The sequence below is a fragment of the Rhizobium sp. BR 317 genome, from assembly GCF_047445835.1.
Taxonomy (GTDB): Bacteria; Pseudomonadota; Alphaproteobacteria; order Rhizobiales; family Rhizobiaceae; genus Rhizobium; species Rhizobium paranaense.
The window spans coordinates 71142-89453 of the sequence record NZ_JARWLB010000015.1 but is presented as its reverse complement, the minus strand read 5'-3'; the positions used below and the strand labels follow the sequence as shown (position 1 = coordinate 89453).

Sequence of the window (18312 nt, the reverse complement as noted above, 5' to 3'; positions counted from 1 at the left end):
TCACCCTAGAGATTGGAGAGTGTCATCATGCCCGCTTTTGAAACCATCCGCTCCGATCTTTCCGCGGTCTCGAATACACGCTTCACCATCATCCTCGGCGACATCACCAAGCTGGACGTCGATGCCATCGTTAATGCAGCAAACAGCAGCTTGCTTGGCGGCGGCGGCGTGGATGGCGCCATCCATCGTGCCGCCGGGCCGGAACTGGTGGCGGAATGCCGGATGCTGAATGGCTGCAAGACCGGACAGGCCAAGATCACTAGGGGATATCGCCTGCCGGCAAAACATGTGATCCATACGGTCGGCCCCGTCTGGAATGGCGGCGGGCGTGGCGAGCAGGATTTGCTCACAAGCTGCTATCGCAACAGCCTCAGCCTTGCCATGGATCACGGTCTCAAGACCATCGCCTTTTCGGCCATCTCTACCGGCATCTATCGTTTCCCTGTCGAGCCCGCAGCGATGATCGCGACACGCACCGCTGTTGCCGAGAGCATGCGCGGCGGTTTTAGTGAGATCATTTTCTGCTGCTTTGGCGATGAAATGGCTGGCATCTACGACCGGCTACTACCTGGGGCGCTGGCGAAGGCTTAGTCAGTTCGCCAACCGTTCAATCACCAGATCCAACAGTGCCCGCAGCCGTGCGAGCCGCTTGAGATCGCGGTGATAGCCGACCCAGGTATCGCGACCGGGCGGGGTTTCGCCGATGTCCACCCGCTCGATACCGGCGATCGCGTCGCCGAGAGGGCGGGGCAAGACGGCGAGGCCTGCGCCCCGGGCACAAAGTGTTGCCTGGACATCCCTGTTGTTGCTGCGCATCGCCACTTCTGCCTTTGGAAGCACGCGCTTCAACCAGGCAACATCGGGCATGCCGCCGAAGGCTTCATCCATGGTCACCAGCCTTGCGCCCCCGCCATCGCCTCGACGCGGATGCTCGGACCCGCTCGGCCGGCAAGATCGTGCCCAGGCTCGATCCCCACCGTTTCACGCTCGCCGATGTCGACAAGGCGCATGCCCTGATCGAGAACCGCCAGGCGCACGGGAAAATCGTTGTAGATGTGAATGGTTGATGCGGGAGGTGCCGTGTGTCGGCGAGATCACATGCGTCCTTGCCTACCCCGCCCTTGCGAAATCTAGCACTTAGCCTGCCGGCCAAATGCTGATTTCGCTTTCCCACTCGCCAAGGGCGGGATCGGCTTCGGGCTCATCTCGCCAGATCGAGATAGGCCGATGCCACCATGGCGTCGATATCCGCCGGTACGGGAATGACGCAGGACTCTTTGCCGAGACCGCCCTTTGCCACACGCTCCAGGCAGCGGGATTGCAGCGCAAAGCCGAGATCCATGGATTCAACGGTATTGCCGAGCGGGCGCGGGCCGGCGAGGTTGGCCATGTGGCCGGCGCCGAGGATGTGGAAAGAGCGTCCGTCCCGCATGCGGATGGTCTCGATATGCTCGGCCTCATAGCGATCGATGCCTGCAACATCCGGACTGTTTCGGAAGGCGGCGACATCGATCTCATGCGGGAAATGGCCGCCGTTCATCAGGATCGCGCCATCCTTGATCAGCGGCAGGTCCGCCGTGGTCACGATACCGGGATAGCCGGTGACAGTAATGAGGATATCGGCGGAGCGGATCGCCTCGGCGCGCAGCGGCGTGACGAAGCCGTCCAGATGCGCCTCCAGCGTCGTCACGGGATCGATGTCGACCACGCTGACCGTCGCATAAGCGTTGCGGAAACAGGCCGCCGTGCCCTTGCCGCAGGCGCCATAGCCGAAGACGGTGACGCGCTTGCCGTTGGTGGAGCGGTTGGTGAAGCGTAGATAGCTCTCGAACAGGCTTTGGCCGACCGCGTGCTTGTTTTCGGCGAACTGCTTGATCGGACTGTCATTGATGACGAGGATCGGCATGGCCAGCCTGTCGCGCATCTGCAGCAACCGCGTGCGGCCCGAGGTCGTCTCTTCGGTGCCGCCCAAGAGGTTGGCATAGGGCCTTTCGGCGGCGCGCGCAAAGAGATCGCCGCCATTATCGAGCAGCAGATCCGGCTTTTCCGCCAGGATGGCATCGAGGCTGGCGCCGTGCTCGGCGGCATCGGTGGTCTGGGTGGCGAAAACGGCGATGCCCTGCGCTCGCAAATAAGAGACGGTTTCCGGCTGGGTGCTGTTGAGATTGCCGGTGCAGACGAGGCGTGCGCCGCCGGCCCGCAGCGTCGTCAACAGCGCCACCGTCTTCGGCTCGAGGTGAATGCCGGTTCCGATCGTCAGACCGTCAAAGGGTCTGGTCTCGCGGAATTCCGCTGCCGTCGCCGCCAGCAGTCGGCAGCTTCGGGCAACCCAATCAATGCGGGAAAGAGAGGAAGGCTGGTCCATAACGCACTCCTGGCGGCGGTCTGTCATGCCTTGATCTCACATAGGAAATGACAGGCCGTCTATGGACATTAAAATGAGCGATAGGGCAGAAAAAGTGCCATAGGCACGAGGCTTATCTCGCCCTTGGCGGGATAGGCTCAGCGCCTGCCTTGACTAGCCAATCGGCCAGCCTGACAAAAGCCGCGTCCTTCGCATCGCCGCTGCGGATGCTGAGGCTGTATCCGGCGGGTCTTTGGATGAAGCCAAAGGGCGCCACCAGCAGGCCGCGATCGATATCGTCACCGATGGCCGTGCGTGGGACGATGGCGACGCCGACGCCGGAGCGGGCGGCGCCGATCGCCAGAAGCAGATCCTCGAATTCGCGAGTACGGGCGAAGCGGATGGGCGCGTGGCCGCTCTCGGCAAACCAATCATCCCATAGGCGGGGGGCGGAACGGCTGGTGAGGGCGACGGCGGTCGCAAGGGCCTCCACCCCTGCGGCAAGGCCGAGACGGGCGGCGAGGTCCGGCGTCGCCACCGGGCCGAATTCGTCTTCCATGAAACGGATAGCAGTGATGTCAGGCGTTGGCCGATATTCTCCGCCCATGATCACGGCGTCGAGATCGGGATGGCGCTCCAGTGGCTCAACCACCGCCATCGGGATGATATCGACATCGACGTCGGGAAGCGCTGCTTGCAAATCCGCAACACGCGGCATCAGCCACCAGACGGCGAAGGCGGAAGGGACGCCGAGGCGCAGTGTCCGGCGCTCACCGGCCACAAGCTCGGCCGAAGCTCGCGCCAAGATGCCGAAAGCGATTCCGACTGAGTCGGCGAAGGCCCTGCCCTTCTTCGTCAGGACGAGGCGGCGGCCATCGCGTTGGAACAAAATTATACCGAAAAATGTTTCAAGCACGGCAAGTTGCTGGCGTACGGCGCCACGCGCGACGCCCAGTTCGTCAGCCGCTTTTAAAATGCTACCACGACGGGCAACGGCATCAAAGGCGCGCAGTGCGTTCATCGGCGGAAGGCGTAGCAGCGGAGAACGTTCGGACATAACGGAGATTTAGCTTATTTTCCGGTAAGATAGGAAGAAGGTATAGGGTGACTGCGCTATCTGCGGCATATTGAAAGCATTCGATGTCGCTATCAGCATAGTCGCTGGCGAATATCAGAGACCGCTTCCTCACATTTTTATCTATTGAGCACTGAACGAAAGTGTGTGGAAATACCATATAAAGTCATATGGAATGCACAATTTTTCCATGTAATGCTAATATGAGACTGATTCTAAACTCGAACTTTTAAAGGTGACCCGACCCTTGGCCATTCTCGCCCGTATCGCAAATGATGTGCAGCTCATGTTTCGGCGCCCGCCGCGACAGCAATATGCAGCGCTCTGCTATCGAGTGAGAAAGAAGACGGATGAGTTGGAAGTGCTGCTGCTGACCAGCCGCGATACCGGCCGCTGGGTCATTCCCAAGGGCTGGCCGATGCCGGGCAAGCTGTCGCATGAAGTGGCCGCCCGGGAAGCCTTCGAAGAGGCCGGCGTACGCGGCACCGTGGAAACCGATCCGCTTGGCGCCTTCAGCTACGACAAGGTGCTGAAGGACGGCATCCAGGTGCCTTGCCGGGTTCAGGTCTATGCGCTCGACGTCAGCGATCTCGCCAAGAATTTCAAGGAAAAGGGCGAGCGCACGATCGAGTGGGTTTCCTGCAATGAAGCGGTCAAACGCGTCCGTGAGCCGGAGTTGCGCGACATCATCCTCGCCTTCGAGCTGCGGATGACGACAAGACTTGTGACAGCAGCGGCCAAATAGGCCGTAACATACTCCCATCACACTATACTGAAATAATTACCAGACATTGCGCGGCCTGCCGGGCAGCGTAAAATTATATATTTCGACTCAGAGAATGGCATGCCCGACCGACCGGCGAAACTGACAAAAAGGACGCTAGACAAGGATCTCGACAAACTCACCTATGTCGAGGATGCGGCCTATCATGTCACGAAACGGCTGGTCGCTCCCGGTATCGGCCTGGTCTTCCTTGGCCTTGCAATGATCTTCGCCGGCATCAACGTGCTGAACCAGCCGGGCGCGACGCTGGCAATCGCCGCCGTGGCACTCGCCGGCTACATGGCCATGAATATCGGCGCCAAGGACGTCGCCAACAATGTCGGCGCGGCGGTGGGGGCGCGTGCCATCACCATGACGCAGGCCCTGGTCATGGCGGCGATCTTCGAAATTCTCGGCGCCGTCATCGCGGGCGGACCGGTCATCAAGACCATCTCCTCGCATATCATCGATACCGACCGCATCATCACCAGCGGCAAGCTCGCCTGGCTGATGATGGCGGCACTGCTGGCCGCCGCGCTCTGGATCAACTTCGCGACTTGGCTGAAAGCACCGGTTTCGACCACGCACACGATCGTCGGCGCCGTCGTCGGCGCAGGGGCTGCTGCCGTCGGGCCGGAGATGGTCAATTGGCGCGTATTGGGAGCCATCTCCGCCGGCTGGGTCGTCACCCCTTTCCTCGGCGGCACGATCGCCGCCGGCATTCTGTTTTTCATCAAGACCTTCATCATCTATCGCAACGACAAGATCGCGGCCGCCAAATACTGGATTCCCATTCTGATCGGCCTGATGGCCGGCGCCTTTACCGCTTATCTGGTTCTGCAACTMGCGCCCAAAGACACCGTCGCGGGCTTCTCGACCATCGCGATCGGCGTCGTAGTCGGTTTGGCGATCTGGTTTGCTGCCAGGCCGCTGGTGGCGGCGCAGTCTGTCGGTTGCGAAAACAAGAATAGCTCGCTGCGTAAGCTGTTCCGCCTGCCGCTGATCTGTTCGGCGGCGCTGATGTCCTTTGCGCATGGCGCCAACGACGTCGCCAACGCCATCGGCCCGCTGGCGGCGATCATACGCAGCGTCAGCCTGGGAAGCAGTCTCAGTGTCGTTGGCGGTGCAGCGGGATATACCGCGCCCTATTGGGTCGTACTGATCGGCGGCTGCGGCATTTCCGTCGGGGTGCTGCTTTACGGTCCGCGCCTCATCCGCCTCGTCGGCGAGCAGATCACCAAGCTCAATCCGATGCGGGCCTATTGCGTGGCGCTCTCGGCGGCTCTCACCGTCATCGTCGCCTCCTGGTTCGGCCTTCCCGTCAGCTCCACCCATATCGCCATCGGCGCGGTCTTCGGCGTCGGCTTCTTCCGCGAATGGTACACCAGCCACTCGAAGCGCCGCCTCGCCTATATGCGGATGAAAGCCGAGGCTTCAGGCATAACATGGGCCGAGATGGTGGAAGCCGACGAGCACAATCCGGACGAAATCCATCGCCGACGCCTCGTACGCCGCTCGCATTTCATGACCATCATCGCCGCCTGGGCCATCACCGTGCCGGTCTCGGCCATGCTTGCAGCCGCGGTATATTGGGCTATGGTCGCGCTCTTCATTTAAGGGATTACCCATGCGCGCCAATTTCCGCATGCAGCGGCTGTTCGTGGTTTCGGATATCAAAGCGAATATCGGCATCGAGGCCGATCGCGATCAATTCAACTATCTCGCCAATGTGCTGCGCATGGAGGACGGCGCCGAGCTGTTGATCTTCAACGGCCGTGACGGCGAATGGAAAGCCAGCGTCTCCTTTCCCTCCCGCAAGCGCATCCTGCTGACGCCTAACGAGGAGACGCGGCCGCAGCCCGCCCCTTCCGATCTGCACTATCTCTTCGCGCCGCTGAAGGTCGGACGGCTCGACTATCTCGTGCAGAAGGCGGTGGAGATGGGCGCCGGCCTACTGCAGCCGGTGATGACGCAGCACGTGCAGGGCAAGATCACCAATCTCGACAAGCTCAAGGCCAATGTCATCGAGGCGGCCGAGCAATGCGGCATTCTCGGCGTCCCCGACGTGGCGGAGCCCGTAAGGCTTGCCGATCTCCTGGCACGCTGGCCGAAGGAGCGCCGCATCATCTATTGCGACGAAGGCGATGCCGGCCAGAACCCTCTGCCGCTCCTGGCAAAGGTCAAAGAGAAACATCTGGCGCTGCTGGTCGGTCCGGAGGGCGGGTTTTCGGAAGAGGAACGCGCTCTGCTGCACAGCCTCGATTTCGTCACCGCCATTCCCTTGGGGCCACGGATATTGCGCGCCGATACGGCAGCGGTGGCGGCCATGGCCGTCATTCAAGCGGCGATTGGCGACTGGAACTAGCTCGCTCGCCTGTATGACTGTGAACGTGCGCCGTCTGTTTTTCAACCCGCTAGCGCGAGCGCGGTCGTGATGACCAGCATAGCCGCCAGGGCAACGTTTACGATGCGCGAAATGGTTGGGTTCTGGAGGAAGCGGGACAGCGAGGTCCCGACCAGAAGCCAGCATAGGTGAATGACGACAATCATCCCGCTGAGCAGCGTTATCTTGATGACCGCATCCAGCGTGCGCTGATCCTTGAAAAGGCTGACCCCCGCGAAGACGGCAGCGATCGCCAGATAGGCCTTGGGATTGGTGACCGCCAATAGGAAACCGCCGGTAAAGGCGGGCGTCGCGACTTGATCACCGCGGCCAGCGAGCGGCGGAGCCGTGGCGATCCTCAAGGCCAGGTAGGCGATATAGGCTGTAGAGACGGCGGTAAGCGCCGACGCGCCGTACGGCACTGACAACAGGATTGCGACGACGCCGACCGCAACAGCCAGCAGCACGACAACCGTACCGGCGATGAGCCCGCAGACGTAGCCGATCGACCTACGGAAACCATAGGCGGCGCCAACCGCCGTGGCGCTGATGGTGGATGGACCGGGGCTGCCCATGATGACCAGAGATGCCAGAAGCAGCGTCAGGATCGGATAAAATACGGTCTGCTCGAACATCGATATGCCCTTCCGTCATCAGTGGAACGGCAAGACTATTTCGAACGCCGGTTGGGCGTCTTGAACGCTTGTGCAAGCGTGCAGGCATCAGCCGCCACTACAGCGTCGCTTCCAGGTCCCAAATCCTATTTTTTTGAACTGCTCTTGAAAGAAATTCACTTGCACCGTACCTCATTCCGCGTCAATCACGCTTCCTATTGGCTTGCGGCTTGCGCGGGCCTCCTTCCGAGATCAAGGTAATACCATGGCGCGCGATACCACCGACCAGACTCCGCTCTCTTCGGTCTCGGACATGACGGCCTATTTGGCGGCCGGCAGCAAGCCGAACGAGCAATTCCGCATCGGCACGGAACACGAAAAATTCGTGTTCTTCCGGGCCGACAACCGCCCTGTGCCTTATTTCGGCGATGCCAGCATTTCCGCGCTCTTGAAGGGCCTGCAGGAAAAGTCCCACTGGGAGCCGATCATGGATGGCGACAACATTATCGGGCTGGGCGAGCCGACCGGTATGGGCGCGATCTCGATCGAACCCGGCGGCCAGTTCGAACTGTCGGGCGCGCCGCTCGAAACCATTCATCAGACCTGCAAGGAATCGAACCAGCATCTGGCGACATTGCGCGAAATCGCCGAGCCGATGGGCATCCGCTTCCTCGGCATCGGCGGCAGCCCGAAATGGACGCTGGCCGAGACGCCGCGCATGCCGAAATCGCGTTACGACATCATGAGCCGCTATATGCCAAAGGTTGGCACAAAGGGCCTCGACATGATGTACCGCACCTGCACCATCCAGGTGAACCTCGACTTCTCTTCGGAAGACGACATGCGCCGCAAGATGCGCGTGTCGATGAAGCTGCAATCGCTGGCGACCGCGTTGTTTGCCTCCTCGCCCTTTACCGAAGGCAAGCCGAACGGCCTCTCCTCCTGGCGCGGCGACATCTGGCGCGATACCGACAACCGCCGCAGCGGCCTGCTCGACTTCACCTTCCGCGACGATTTCGGCTTTGAAGACTATGTGAAGTGGGCACTCGACGTTCCCATGTATTTCGTCGTCCGCGACGGCCGTTATCACGACTGCACTCACGTCACTTTCCGCCAGTTCATGAATGGCGCGCTGAAGGGCGAGATCGCCGCCTGGGAGCCGACGATGGGCGACTGGACGAACCATCTCTCCACCCTCTTCCCCGATGTGCGCCTCAAGCGCTTCCTGGAGATGCGCGGTGCGGACGGCGGCCCCTGGCGCCGCATCTGTGCACTGCCGGCCTTCTGGGTCGGCCTGCTCTATGACGACGCTGCACTTGCCGCGGCCGACGAGTTGACCAAGGATTGGACCTTCGATGAGGTCAACGCACTGCGCGATATCGTGCCGGTGCAGGGCCTGAAGGCGGACATCAAGGGCCATAAGCTGCTCGACGTGGCGCGCGAGGTTGTCGGCATTTCCCGCGATGGCCTGAAGAACCGCGCCCGTGTGAATGGCGACGGCCAGGACGAAAGCGTCTTCCTGGCGCCGCTCGACGAAGTGCTCGCCAAGAAGGGAACGCTCGCCGACGATCTGCTGATGCTCTATCACGGCCGCTGGAATGGATCGGTCGAGCCGGTCTTCGAGGAATATCAATACTGACAGCCGGCTTCGGCCTGGATTGTTGCGGCGCACACTGTCAGAAACCGGTATGCGCCGTTTTTTTTCCCGCTATACTACCAGAATTGCACGCTTTCTGATTCCAAAGCGGCATGATTGCGGGGAAAGGAACTTCGATGCTGCCACTCTTCGACATGATGATGCAGGCACAGAACGGTGCTGCCACGGAGGCGATGGCCAAGCAGTTCAACCTCGCGCAGGAACAGGCGACGAAAGCCATGGCGGCGCTGATGCCCGCCTTTTCCTCGGGGTTCAAGCGCAGCGCGACGAACCCCTATAATTTTATGGGCGTGATGCAGGACATCACCTCCGGCAACTATGCCAAATATTTCGAGGATATGAGCAAGGCCTTCACGCCCGAGGGCATTGCCGACGGCAATACCGTACTGGCCCGTCTGTTCGGCTCCAAGGACATGTCTCGCGCCATTGCCGCGCAAGCAGCGCAGATGACCGGCATCGGCCAGGAAATCTACCAGCGCATGCTGCCCGTCATGGCCGATACGCTGATGGGCGGCCTGTTCAAGGAAACCAGCGGCCAGATGCCTCAGATGGCCAATCCTTTCCTCAACACCGCAATGGGCGAGATGATGCAGAATTGGCTGCAGACCATCGGCTTTGCGCCGAAACAGCAGCCGACGCCGCAGGCGAGCATCTTCGATAACCCGTTCACCCAGGCGATGGAACTGATGTTCGGCACGCAGCCGGTCGAGCGCGAAAAGCCCGCTGCTGCCAATCCTTTCCTCGACAATCCCTTCGCCAAGGCGTTCCAGGATATGATGCGCAACTTCCCCATGCCCGCCGAGCCGCCGAAGGAAGCACCGAAAGCCAAACCCGCCGCTGCGCCTGGTGTCGATATGGCCGCCTATACCGAGATGTTCAACGCCATGTTCGACAGCGGCCTGGAAGTGCAGAAGAGCTATCAGAAGAACATGGAATCGATCTTCGATAGTTATATGCCGACGGGCGATAAGCCCGCTCCGAAAAAGGGCTGACCGGGACATATTTCCCGAGCCGCGAGCCGGTCCGCGCGATTTTGCCAACAAGTCGACTGTTCGTGATTCCGCACAACCCGTGCGGATTACACCCCGTTTTCATACACTCCGACGGCCTCTATCTCTATTTCATCTTCAAAGGAGATAGTCATGTCCAACATCGATCAATCCAGCAGCTTTACCCTCGGCGATCGCCGCGTCAAACGGCTCGGCTACGGCGCCATGCAGCTCGCAGGTCCCGGTGTGTTCGGCCCGCCAAGGGATCATGATACAGCCATCGCGGTGCTGCGGGCAGCGGTTGCGGCCGGCGTCGACCATATCGACACCAGCGATTTCTATGGTCCACATGTCACCAACCGGCTGATCCGCGAGGCGCTCCATCCTTACAGCGACGATCTCGTCATCGTCACCAAGATCGGCGCCCGCCGCGGCACTGACGCGTCATGGCTTCCGGCCTTCTCCCGCGAAGAGCTGATCCAGGCCGTGCACGACAATCTCCGCAATCTTGGTCTGGACGTGCTCGACGTCGTCAACCTTCGCATCATGCTCAATCCACATCATCCCACCGAAGGGTCGATCGAAGCGCCTTTGACGATCCTGGCTGACCTGCAGCGGCAGGGCCTGATCCGTCATATCGGGCTGAGCAACGTCACGGCCAAACAGGTGGCGGAAGGCCGGAGGATCGCCAAGATCGTCTGCGTGCAAAACCAATATAATCTGGCGCATCGGGCCGACGACGCCCTGATAGATGAGCTTGCCCGCGACGGGATCGCCTATGTGCCGTTCTTTCCGCTTGGCGGGTTCACCCCGTTGCAATCCTCCACCCTCTCGGATGTCGCCGCCCGCCTCGGTGCCACGCCCATGCAGGTGGCGCTCGCCTGGCTCCTACATCGTGCCCCGAACATCCTGCTGATCCCCGGCACCTCCTCTATCGAGCACCTGCAGCAGAACCTTGCCGCCGCCGGGCTCGGGCTGCCCGATCACGAGATCGCGGAGCTCGACCGGATCGCAGACGCCAGCGCCGACTGAACTGATATGCCCGCTCTTGGAAGGGAACTTTAGAGAGCGTCGAGAAAGCGGATGACGCGGCTCCATGTGAGATCGGTCGCCTTGGCATCGTAATCGGGCAGGCTGGCGTCGGTATAGAGGTGTCCGGCGCCTGGATAGGTAAAGACATCGGCTGCGATCTTCGACCGTACGGCTGCCGATCGCCATGCGGCGACATCTTCCGCAGGCTCGAAACGATCCGGATCGGCAAGATGGACCTGCACGGGCAAGCCCTCACGAGGGTTTTCCGGGATTTGGGCAATGCTGTGAAGGAAGAGCACGCCGGCGGTCTGGGGCCGCTTCGGCCAAAGACTTGCCGCAACCGCCGCGCCCATGGAAAATCCACCCAGGACCGTTGATGGCGGCAGGCCGGCCATCGCCCATTCCGCCCGCTCGCAGATGGTCGGCCAACCGATCTCATCCTTCAGTTCGAAGCCTTCGTCGATCGAGCTTGCAACCCAACCATCATAAAGATCGGGCGCGAACGCCTTGTGACCCGCCGCCTGCAAGCGCTCGACAGCGTCCAGTTCGAGAGGACTCAACCCATAAACGGAATGGAAGAGGATCACCGTCGCCATTGTCACAGACCTCGCATCTCAGCCAGGTGCTAACATAAGGCATTTGAAAGACATGGCAATTTCCCGGCCGTCCTTCGTCTCCCAAAAAGAAAAAACCCGGTGTCGGTTGGGAACCGAACACCGGGTAAGAGGCAGGGCTTATTGGCTATCACCCTGCGGGGAAACGTTTAGTCGGCCTCAAAGACGGAAGCTGGTAAGGCCGAAGGAGCGCGTACGGCGACGCGCAGAGTTGGTCAGATGGCTGGACGGGTCCTCGAAGAAGGTCGAAGTATTGAGCGCCGCCGTGACGTCGAGGCGGGTCAAGCCGATGTCCTTCAATTGGCTGTCATTCAGCTCATGCAGATAATTGATCTCGCGGCGGTTGCGGAGTGCTCGCCAGACGGATGCCATCTTATCGAAAGCAAGCGTCAGACGTGCCGTCAAGGGCAACGACGGCCTTGCGTGGCCGAGATGTAGTGTCCGATCTGTCGTGCGCATTTCAATGGTCCTTTCTTTCAGGCACACGCTGGCCAAGCCCCTTCCCGGAAGTCCGGAGAAGGAGCGTGGTTTGGGAGGAATTCGGCAGGAGTTCTGTCGATTGGTATGCTGATTTGCATTAGGAAGATGCCAAAGCCCTATTGATCAGTCCAACGAATGTTTCTAATGATAATTATCAAACTCCTTTATAGGTGAGATCATGGCCGCGCCGCTTGATATCGATCAGTTGCAGACCTTCATCGCCATCGTGGATTCGGGCAGCTTCACCAAGGCCGCCGACCGGGTCTTCAAGACGCAGTCGGCGGTCTCCATGCAGATGCGCCGGCTGGAGGAACGCGTCGGCAAACAGCTTTTCATCAAGGACGGCCGTGGCAACCGGCTGACGGCGGAAGGCGAAAAGCTGCTCAACTATGCGCGCCGCATCATCCGCCTGAACAATGAGGCGATTGCCGCCTTCGACGACAACAGGCTGGAAGGCACGCTGCGCATCGGCACGCCAGACGATTATGCCGATCGCTACATGCCAGAAATCATCGGCCGCTTCGCCAAGACGCATCCGAACGTCGAGCTCTATATCGTCTGCGAACCCTCGGTCGATCTCGCCGAACGCATGCATCGCGGCGAGCTCGATATCGCGCTGGTCACCCACAATCCGCGCGAAAGAATGTCCGATGTCGTGCGCACCGAGCCGCTCTGCTGGGTCGGTTCGGCCAATCATCCACTGCGCGACGATGCGCCGATTCCGCTCGCCGTCGGGCGGCGCGACTGTCAGTGGCGGCAGCTTGCCTGCGCAGCACTCGACGCCGGCGGCCGCGACTACCAGATCCTGTTCACCAGTTGGTCCTGCACGGTGGTTGCCGCTGCGGTGCTTGCCGGCATGGCGGTATCGGTCATGCCGGAATCGGCGCTCCGCACCGGCATGAAGGTGCTGAGCCAGGCGGATGGCTTCCCGCCACTGCCGCCAGTGCAGATCGGCATCATGAAGCGGCCGGGCCTCTCGGTATCGCTGATGAACGCTATCACCGCCCACATCTCCGCGTGCCTCGACAACATCACGCCGGCTGTGGTCGACGACGATCTCGACGGCGATGTAAAGACCTTCGCGCGCTACCATCCGCGCCTGCGCGCGGGGCATATCCTGCCGGGTTGGTGATTTCAGAAGTCGGGCGCGAACCCTGCGCTCGGCTTAGCCCATGGAACGGATGTCTCGCGCGACGTCGCTCATATCGTTGTTGAGCTGGTGATCCCTGTGGTCGAACACGCGGATCACAGCGTGCGGAATTGCTTTCGCATAGAGCTGAACATGGGCAGTCGGCACCACGTCGTCATCAGCGCCATGATAGAAATAGATGGGAACGCTGGGCGGAAGGCGTTCTGAAAAGTCCTTGCGACCATCGATGTCATCGCTCGGCCAGCCACCTTCACCGATGAAGGGTGCAGCGATGATAAACAGCCCTCCGAGCCCGGCTTTCGGTGGATGTTCGGCAAGCACATGGAGCAAAATAGTCCCGCCGATCGAGTGGCCGACGAGGAGCACCCCGTCCTCCAGCGAACCGAACTCCCTTATCAGCGCAGCCCTCCAAGCCGAATAGTGGGGATCGTCCTCGCCGGGCATTTGGGGATAGCGGACGGCATAGGTTTCGCCGAGTTCGCGCTCAAGGCACGCCACAAGCTTGCTGTCCCAGCGGGCGTGAGCGCCTTCGCCGGCTCCTTGAACGAAGAGGACCTGCTTAGCCATGGAGGCATTTTATTCTATGGATAGAGACCGGTGCAAGACCAGCGCTGTTCTAGGCGCACCTAGTGCCTGTTGCCGATTGCCACGCTGCTCGGCTCGGCAAACAGCGTCGTGCGGATCACCTGTTTCCATTCATTGAGCATGCGGATGGCAAGGCTCCTCTCGCTCATGATCGCGAGGCGGACGGAGGCGCCGATGAGGTGGCTGAAGAATTGGGCGCGAGCCTGCAGGTCTATTTGACTGTCGGCGGGAATGTGGGCTTCGATGCCCTGCAAGAAGATTTCGGCGACGCGATTGCTGTGCTGAATGTTCAGCTTCATAAGATCCTGATCCATCTCCGTCCCCAGCCACACGCCCATATAGGTCGGATCGCCGCGGAATTCGCGATAGTACCAGTCGACCATGCCGCAGACGAGATCGATGGCATGATCGAGGGATTTGACGGCGACGAAGACTTCCGCCGTCTTTTCCTGGACGAGAACGGCGTGGCGGTCGAACAGCGCAGTGACGATCGCAGCTTTCTCAGGAAAATATTGGTACACGGAACCAATCGGCACGCCCGCCACCGCGGCGAGTTCCGTCATCTTCATGGCGCTGACGCCTTTTTCGGCGATTAGTCGCGCGGCAGCCGATAAGATGACATCGACACGGTGGATGCTGCGTTCCTGCTGGGGCTCCTTGCGGAATTTGATGCGGTCGGGTTTGTCCGGGCTCATGAATTTCCCATTTTATTGTTCACTCGGAGCGACGCCGGGGCGTAAGGCAGCTTATGTCATAGGCATATTCAATGCGCGTAAAAGGGAAAAGTTCAATTTTAAGTGTTAAGTATTGTTAAGGTCGCAATAGAGCAACAACGGCTGGAGGATACCTTCCGCCGTTGTCACGTCCAGTCCTTGCTACCCGCGCTCTAGGCTAGATACTTTTTCAGGAAATCAACCGTCCGGCCCCAGGCGAGATCGGCGGCCTTCTTGTCGTAGCGGGCAGCCGAGGTGTCATTGTTGAACGCGTGGTTGGCGCCGTCATAGACGAAGATTTCGAAGGTCTTGCCGCCGGCCTGCAGCTCTTTCCGATAGGCGTCGATGCCGGCATTGGTGCGATCGTCGAGGCCGGCATAATGCAGCATCAGGGCGGCTTTGATGTCGGGCACATCGGCCGCGGCGGGCTGCATGCCGTAATAGGCAACGCCGGCCTTCAGCTCCGGTGATTTGGTGGCGAAACGGTTGATGACACCGCCGCCCCAGCAGAAGCCGACCGCGCCGACCTTGCCGCTGGAGCCGTCGAGCTTGGCGAGATAGGTTAGGCTTGCTTCGGCATTGGCAACCGTTTGCGCGGCGTCGAGTTTGGTGAACATCTCGCGCGCCTTGTCCTCATTTTCCGGCGTTCCGCCGAGCGGCGACAGGAAGTCCGGCGCCAGGGCGATGAAACCTTCCAACGCCATGCGGCGGGCGACATCGCGGATATGCGGGTTGAGGCCACGATTTTCATGAATGACGATCACGCCGCCGAGCTTTTCGCCCTCGCCCTTAGGTCGGGCGAGATAGCCCTTCATTTCACCGCCGTTGCCAGCATAGGTGACGTCTTTCGTCTCCAGACGGCTATCATCGGCGGCAATGATCTCGGCGCTTGCCTTGTTGGCCGCAAGCAACGGCGCGATCACGGCTGCGGCCCCCGCCGAGCCTGCGAGCTTCGTCAGCTTTTCCATGAAACCACGGCGATCGAGCGTCAGATGCGTGTATTCGTCATAGGCATTGATCATCGCCTGCGTCACGATGGGCTTATCTATGCTCATGGTGTGTTCCTCCTTATCTTTCCCCGGCAGCCAGCGTCCCAAGGCTCGGCTTCCGAGGACAAGATAGGTCAGCGGAGCGAGGTACGAGGGTCAAGGAAGAACACAAATACGTTATCGCAGGTTGCTTTCCGCGACAATGCAAGTCCGATCAGGAGAACACCATCCAGACGGCAAGCCAGGCCCACATGCCGGCAAGGGCAATATAGCCGAGCGCGAAGAGCGGGCTGCGGTAGCGCAGATCGTTGCTGGTGACATGGACATAGGCATGAGCATAGCGCGAGGCGACGAAGATCCAGGCCAGGATGACCGCAGGCAGATTATCGGCTTGGGCGACGAACAGCGCGATCGAGCAGGCATGGAAAAGGACGGGGAGTTCGAACTGATTGGCGATGCTGTTGCGCACAACCAGGCTTTCGGCCGGCTCATCGGCGGCATGGTTCTCGCGAAACTGCGAGCGTTTGATCTTGCCCGCTTTCACCGCACTTTGGCGGCGCAGGCCTAGCAGCGCATAGAGAATATAGACAAGCACCGCATGGGCCACCATGGGCCAGAACATTTCATAGCCGGTCACGCCGCCAACTCCTTAGAGCAATTCCCGGAAAAGGGCGAAGCGGCTTTCCGTCCGGAATTGCGTAAAAACAAAGGGATAGAGCGGGAAAGCGATTCCGTGAAACGCTGAAACCGCTCTAGGGATTGCTGAACGGCAGAACGCCCGCTCAGGACGGCTTGGAACCGTCCGCAGACAGGTAGCGAAGAATCGCGAAACGGGCCAGTAGAATGATAGTGATGACCAGCGAGAGGAACTTTAGCCGCACGACGATCGGCAGCAGGCCGGCGAGCAACGTCACTGTGGCATCCGATGGCGCGGCCGGCGGATAGAGCAACAGGCCGGCGATATTTTCGGCATAGTCCATGACGCCGTAGAAGACCGGCAGGCAAAAGATCAGGGCAATCACCGCAGGCGAGATCGGCCGCTTGAAGAAAGTGCCGCCGGGGCCAACCAGCCGCAACAGGCAAAAGAGCAGACCGGCCAGCACCAGCGGAAAGATGAGTTCCGGCCCGAGATACATGGAATGCAGGATAGCGGCCGGATCGGGATGATCCTTGAGGTAGCGCTGCATGGCGATGACATCATCGCGCTCATAGCCGCCGATGCGCGCATCGAGCATCTGCTCGCCGGCCGCGGCATCCCTGAAGGCTCTCACGAAGCCGGCATAGATCCAGGCAAAAAGCGCCAGGGAAAGAGCCGCAAGGATCGCCGTCAGGCCCTGCAAGGACCTGACGTCACCCTGAGCGTGATCGGCCATCGATCAGCCGCCAGCGCCCGGATAGTTCGGGCTTTCGCGCGTGATCGTGACGTCGTGGGCATGGCTTTCGCGCAGGCCCGCGCCGGAGATGCGTACGAAGGTGGCGCGCTCCTGGAACTCCTTGAGATCGGCGCCGCCGACATAGCCCATGGCAGCCTTGAGGCCGCCCGCGAGCTGATGCAGCACGCCCGAGACAGAGCCCTTGTAGGGCACTTGGCCTTCGATGCCTTCCGGCACCAGCTTCAGGGTGTCGCGCACCTCGGCCTGGAAGTAGCGATCGGCCGAGCCGCGCGCCATGGCGCCGACGGAGCCCATGCCGCGATAGGCCTTGAAGGAGCGGCCCTGGTAGAGATAGACCTCGCCCGGGCTTTCATCCGTGCCGGCGAGAAGCGAGCCGACCATGGCGGCCGATGCGCCGGCGGCGATCGCCTTAGCGAGGTCGCCCGAGAACTTGATGCCGCCATCGGCGATGACCGGGATGTTCTGGTCCTGCGCGGCCTGAACTGCCGACATGATGGCGGCAAGTTGCGGCACACCGACGCCGGCGACGATACGGGTCGTGCAGATGGAACCCGGGCCGATGCCAACCTTGACGGCATCCGCACCGGCATCGATCAGCGCCCGCGTGCCGTCATAGGTGGCGACATTGCCGGCCATGACGCGGACGGAATTGGAGAGCTTCTTGACGCGCGTGACAGCGTCGAGAACACGCTGCGAATGGCCATGGGCGGTATCGACAACCAAAAGGTCGACGCCGGCCTCGATCAGGCGCTCGGCGCGCTCATAGCCGTCGTCACCGACGCTGATGGCGGCAGCGGCGCGAAGGCGGCCCTGCGCATCCTTCGAGGCGTGCGGGTTGAGCTGCGACTTCTCGATATCCTTGACCGTGATCAGGCCGACAAGACGGCTATCGCCATCGATGACCAGCAGCTTTTCGATGCGGTGCTTGTGCAGCAGGCGCTTGGCCTCCTGCTGCTGGACGCCGTCCTTGACCGTGACCAGGTTTTCGCGGGTCATCAGCTCGTAGATCTTTTGCGAAGGATCGGAGGCGAAGCGGACGTCGCGGTTGGTGAGGATGCCGACGAGGCGGTGCKACTTTTCGACGACCGGGATGCCGGAAATGCCGTGCGCCTTCATCAGGCTGAGTGCTTCGGCAAGCGTCGCATCGGGGCCGATCGTGACCGGATTGACCACCATGCCGCTTTCKAACTTCTTGACCTGCCGGACCTCTTCCGCCTGTTCGATCGGCGTCAGATTGCGGTGGATAACGCCCATGCCGCCGGCCTGGGCCATGGCGATAGCGAGACGGCTTTCCGTCACCGTGTCCATGGCAGCGGAGAGGATCGGCAGGTTGAGTTCGATGTCCTGGGCGATGCGGGTGGCGATATTCGTCTGGCCCGGCATGACCTCGGAGTGCCCCGGCTGCAGGAGCACGTCGTCGAATGTCAGAGCATCCAACCCGGTTGACGTTTCAATGATGCGTGCCATGGCCAATTCCTTCGTCTGTGAAAAACAGGAAAGCCCGGAACGAATCGTCTACCGGGCGATCTT

The 18312-nt window shown here is 60.8% G+C and carries 20 protein-coding genes and 1 pseudogene; 9 read left to right on the top strand and 12 right to left on the bottom strand.

Going from position 1 to position 18312, the window contains the following annotated elements; translation table 11 throughout:
- Nucleotides 1-27: 27 nt before the first annotated feature.
- Nucleotides 28-591: an O-acetyl-ADP-ribose deacetylase gene (locus tag QD357_RS22035; RefSeq protein ID WP_107107122.1), complete on the top strand. Its 564-nt coding sequence runs from the start codon at nucleotides 28-30 to the stop codon at nucleotides 589-591.
- On the opposite strand, the pseudogene QD357_RS22030 reads toward QD357_RS22035, so the two are convergent.
- A pseudogene (locus QD357_RS22030) lies at nucleotides 592-939 on the bottom strand (LysR substrate-binding domain-containing protein); the annotation flags it as partial. It abuts the gene before it with no gap.
- Here QD357_RS22030 and QD357_RS22025 point away from each other — a divergent pair.
- Nucleotides 831-1067 carry a zinc-binding dehydrogenase gene (locus tag QD357_RS22025; RefSeq protein ID WP_107107244.1) on the top strand — a complete coding sequence of 79 codons (237 nt, stop codon included), beginning with the start codon at nucleotides 831-833 and terminating at the stop codon, nucleotides 1065-1067. The pseudogene QD357_RS22030 and the gene QD357_RS22025 overlap by 109 nt on opposite strands.
- A gap of 134 nt (nucleotides 1068-1201) precedes the next feature.
- Here QD357_RS22025 and QD357_RS22020 read toward each other — a convergent pair whose 3' ends face one another.
- Nucleotides 1202-2365: an adenosylhomocysteinase gene (locus QD357_RS22020; protein ID WP_107107121.1), complete on the bottom strand. Its 1164-nt coding sequence runs from the start codon at nucleotides 2363-2365 to the stop codon at nucleotides 1202-1204.
- Nucleotides 2366-2477: 112 nt separating this feature from the next.
- Complete coding sequence (locus tag QD357_RS22015) at nucleotides 2478-3401, bottom strand: LysR substrate-binding domain-containing protein (protein ID WP_107107120.1); 924 nt, start codon at nucleotides 3399-3401, stop codon at nucleotides 2478-2480.
- Between the two features lie 265 nt (nucleotides 3402-3666).
- Between QD357_RS22015 and QD357_RS22010 the strand changes: the two genes are divergently transcribed.
- From QD357_RS22010 to QD357_RS22000, 3 genes are all read left to right on the top strand, one after another.
- Complete coding sequence (locus tag QD357_RS22010) at nucleotides 3667-4164, top strand: NUDIX hydrolase (protein ID WP_181316009.1); 498 nt, start codon at nucleotides 3667-3669, stop codon at nucleotides 4162-4164.
- Nucleotides 4165-4263: 99 nt separating this feature from the next.
- Nucleotides 4264-5799 carry an inorganic phosphate transporter gene (locus QD357_RS22005; protein WP_414125027.1) on the top strand — a complete coding sequence of 512 codons (1536 nt, stop codon included), beginning with the start codon at nucleotides 4264-4266 and terminating at the stop codon, nucleotides 5797-5799.
- 10 nt (nucleotides 5800-5809) lie between these two features.
- Entirely contained in the window at nucleotides 5810-6547 is a 738-nt protein-coding gene (locus QD357_RS22000; protein WP_107107118.1) for a 16S rRNA (uracil(1498)-N(3))-methyltransferase, read from the top strand.
- Between the two features lie 41 nt (nucleotides 6548-6588).
- On the opposite strand, the gene QD357_RS21995 is transcribed toward QD357_RS22000, so the two are convergent.
- Nucleotides 6589-7200 carry a LysE family translocator gene (locus tag QD357_RS21995; protein WP_107107117.1) on the bottom strand — a complete coding sequence of 204 codons (612 nt, stop codon included), beginning with the start codon at nucleotides 7198-7200 and terminating at the stop codon, nucleotides 6589-6591.
- Between the two features lie 244 nt (nucleotides 7201-7444).
- Here QD357_RS21995 and QD357_RS21990 point away from each other — a divergent pair, with 244 nt between their 5' ends.
- The 3 genes from QD357_RS21990 (at nucleotide 7445) to QD357_RS21980 (ending at nucleotide 10857) form a co-directional block, all read left to right on the top strand.
- Entirely contained in the window at nucleotides 7445-8818 is a 1374-nt protein-coding gene (locus QD357_RS21990) for a glutamate--cysteine ligase (protein ID WP_107107116.1), read from the top strand.
- A gap of 134 nt (nucleotides 8819-8952) precedes the next feature.
- On the top strand, nucleotides 8953-9828 hold the full coding sequence (locus QD357_RS21985; protein WP_107107115.1) for a DUF937 domain-containing protein: 876 nt from the start codon (nucleotides 8953-8955) through the stop codon (nucleotides 9826-9828).
- A 150-nt stretch (nucleotides 9829-9978) separates the two neighbouring features.
- Nucleotides 9979-10857 carry an aldo/keto reductase family oxidoreductase gene (locus tag QD357_RS21980; RefSeq protein ID WP_107107114.1) on the top strand — a complete coding sequence of 293 codons (879 nt, stop codon included), beginning with the start codon at nucleotides 9979-9981 and terminating at the stop codon, nucleotides 10855-10857.
- Between the two features lie 29 nt (nucleotides 10858-10886).
- On the opposite strand, the gene QD357_RS21975 is transcribed toward QD357_RS21980, so the two are convergent.
- Together QD357_RS21975 and QD357_RS21970 are read right to left on the bottom strand one after the other, a co-directional pair.
- A complete protein-coding gene (locus tag QD357_RS21975) occupies nucleotides 10887-11453 on the bottom strand; it encodes a dienelactone hydrolase family protein (protein ID WP_107107113.1) in 567 nt (188 codons plus the stop codon).
- Between the two features lie 177 nt (nucleotides 11454-11630).
- Nucleotides 11631-11930 (bottom strand): DUF1127 domain-containing protein, encoded by a 300-nt coding sequence (locus QD357_RS21970; protein WP_107107112.1) that lies wholly within the window; start codon nucleotides 11928-11930, stop codon nucleotides 11631-11633.
- A 199-nt stretch (nucleotides 11931-12129) separates the two neighbouring features.
- Here QD357_RS21970 and QD357_RS21965 point away from each other — a divergent pair, with 199 nt between their 5' ends.
- Entirely contained in the window at nucleotides 12130-13083 is a 954-nt protein-coding gene (locus QD357_RS21965) for a LysR substrate-binding domain-containing protein (protein ID WP_107107111.1), read from the top strand.
- Nucleotides 13084-13116: 33 nt separating this feature from the next.
- On the opposite strand, the gene QD357_RS21960 is transcribed toward QD357_RS21965, so the two are convergent.
- From QD357_RS21960 to guaB, 6 genes are all read right to left on the bottom strand, one after another.
- Nucleotides 13117-13668, bottom strand: coding sequence for an alpha/beta fold hydrolase (locus QD357_RS21960; protein WP_414125026.1), 552 nt, complete (start codon nucleotides 13666-13668; stop codon nucleotides 13117-13119).
- Nucleotides 13669-13727: 59 nt separating this feature from the next.
- The gene (locus tag QD357_RS21955; protein ID WP_107107109.1) at nucleotides 13728-14381 is read right to left on the bottom strand and encodes a TetR/AcrR family transcriptional regulator; all 654 of its coding nucleotides are present in this window, start codon (nucleotides 14379-14381) and stop codon (nucleotides 13728-13730) included.
- A gap of 191 nt (nucleotides 14382-14572) precedes the next feature.
- On the bottom strand, nucleotides 14573-15454 hold the full coding sequence (locus tag QD357_RS21950; RefSeq protein ID WP_181316007.1) for a dienelactone hydrolase family protein: 882 nt from the start codon (nucleotides 15452-15454) through the stop codon (nucleotides 14573-14575).
- Nucleotides 15455-15602: 148 nt separating this feature from the next.
- A complete protein-coding gene (locus QD357_RS21945; protein ID WP_107107108.1) occupies nucleotides 15603-16025 on the bottom strand; it encodes an MAPEG family protein in 423 nt (140 codons plus the stop codon).
- Nucleotides 16026-16170: 145 nt separating this feature from the next.
- Nucleotides 16171-16761, bottom strand: coding sequence for a hypothetical protein (locus QD357_RS21940; protein ID WP_107107107.1), 591 nt, complete (start codon nucleotides 16759-16761; stop codon nucleotides 16171-16173).
- 3 nt (nucleotides 16762-16764) lie between these two features.
- Complete coding sequence (gene guaB / locus QD357_RS21935; protein WP_414125025.1) at nucleotides 16765-18249, bottom strand: IMP dehydrogenase; 1485 nt, start codon at nucleotides 18247-18249, stop codon at nucleotides 16765-16767.
- Nucleotides 18250-18312 lie beyond the last annotated feature (63 nt).

Coding starts and splice junctions, on each gene's coding strand:
- QD357_RS22035 (WP_107107122.1), top strand. CDS start 28: ATGCCCGCTTTTGAAACCATCCGCTCCGATCTTTCCGCGGTCTCGAAT.
- QD357_RS22020 (WP_107107121.1), bottom strand. CDS start 2,365: ATGGACCAGCCTTCCTCTCTTTCCCGCATTGATTGGGTTGCCCGAAGC.
- QD357_RS22015 (WP_107107120.1), bottom strand. CDS start 3,401: ATGTCCGAACGTTCTCCGCTGCTACGCCTTCCGCCGATGAACGCACTG.
- QD357_RS22000 (WP_107107118.1), top strand. CDS start 5,810: ATGCGCGCCAATTTCCGCATGCAGCGGCTGTTCGTGGTTTCGGATATC.
- QD357_RS21995 (WP_107107117.1), bottom strand. CDS start 7,200: ATGTTCGAGCAGACCGTATTTTATCCGATCCTGACGCTGCTTCTGGCA.
- QD357_RS21990 (WP_107107116.1), top strand. CDS start 7,445: ATGGCGCGCGATACCACCGACCAGACTCCGCTCTCTTCGGTCTCGGAC.
- QD357_RS21985 (WP_107107115.1), top strand. CDS start 8,953: ATGCTGCCACTCTTCGACATGATGATGCAGGCACAGAACGGTGCTGCC.
- QD357_RS21980 (WP_107107114.1), top strand. CDS start 9,979: ATGTCCAACATCGATCAATCCAGCAGCTTTACCCTCGGCGATCGCCGC.
- QD357_RS21975 (WP_107107113.1), bottom strand. CDS start 11,453: ATGGCGACGGTGATCCTCTTCCATTCCGTTTATGGGTTGAGTCCTCTC.
- QD357_RS21970 (WP_107107112.1), bottom strand. CDS start 11,930: ATGCGCACGACAGATCGGACACTACATCTCGGCCACGCAAGGCCGTCG.
- QD357_RS21965 (WP_107107111.1), top strand. CDS start 12,130: ATGGCCGCGCCGCTTGATATCGATCAGTTGCAGACCTTCATCGCCATC.
- QD357_RS21960 (WP_414125026.1), bottom strand. CDS start 13,668: ATGGCTAAGCAGGTCCTCTTCGTTCAAGGAGCCGGCGAAGGCGCTCAC.
- QD357_RS21955 (WP_107107109.1), bottom strand. CDS start 14,381: ATGAGCCCGGACAAACCCGACCGCATCAAATTCCGCAAGGAGCCCCAG.
- QD357_RS21950 (WP_181316007.1), bottom strand. CDS start 15,454: ATGAGCATAGATAAGCCCATCGTGACGCAGGCGATGATCAATGCCTAT.
- QD357_RS21940 (WP_107107107.1), bottom strand. CDS start 16,761: ATGGCCGATCACGCTCAGGGTGACGTCAGGTCCTTGCAGGGCCTGACG.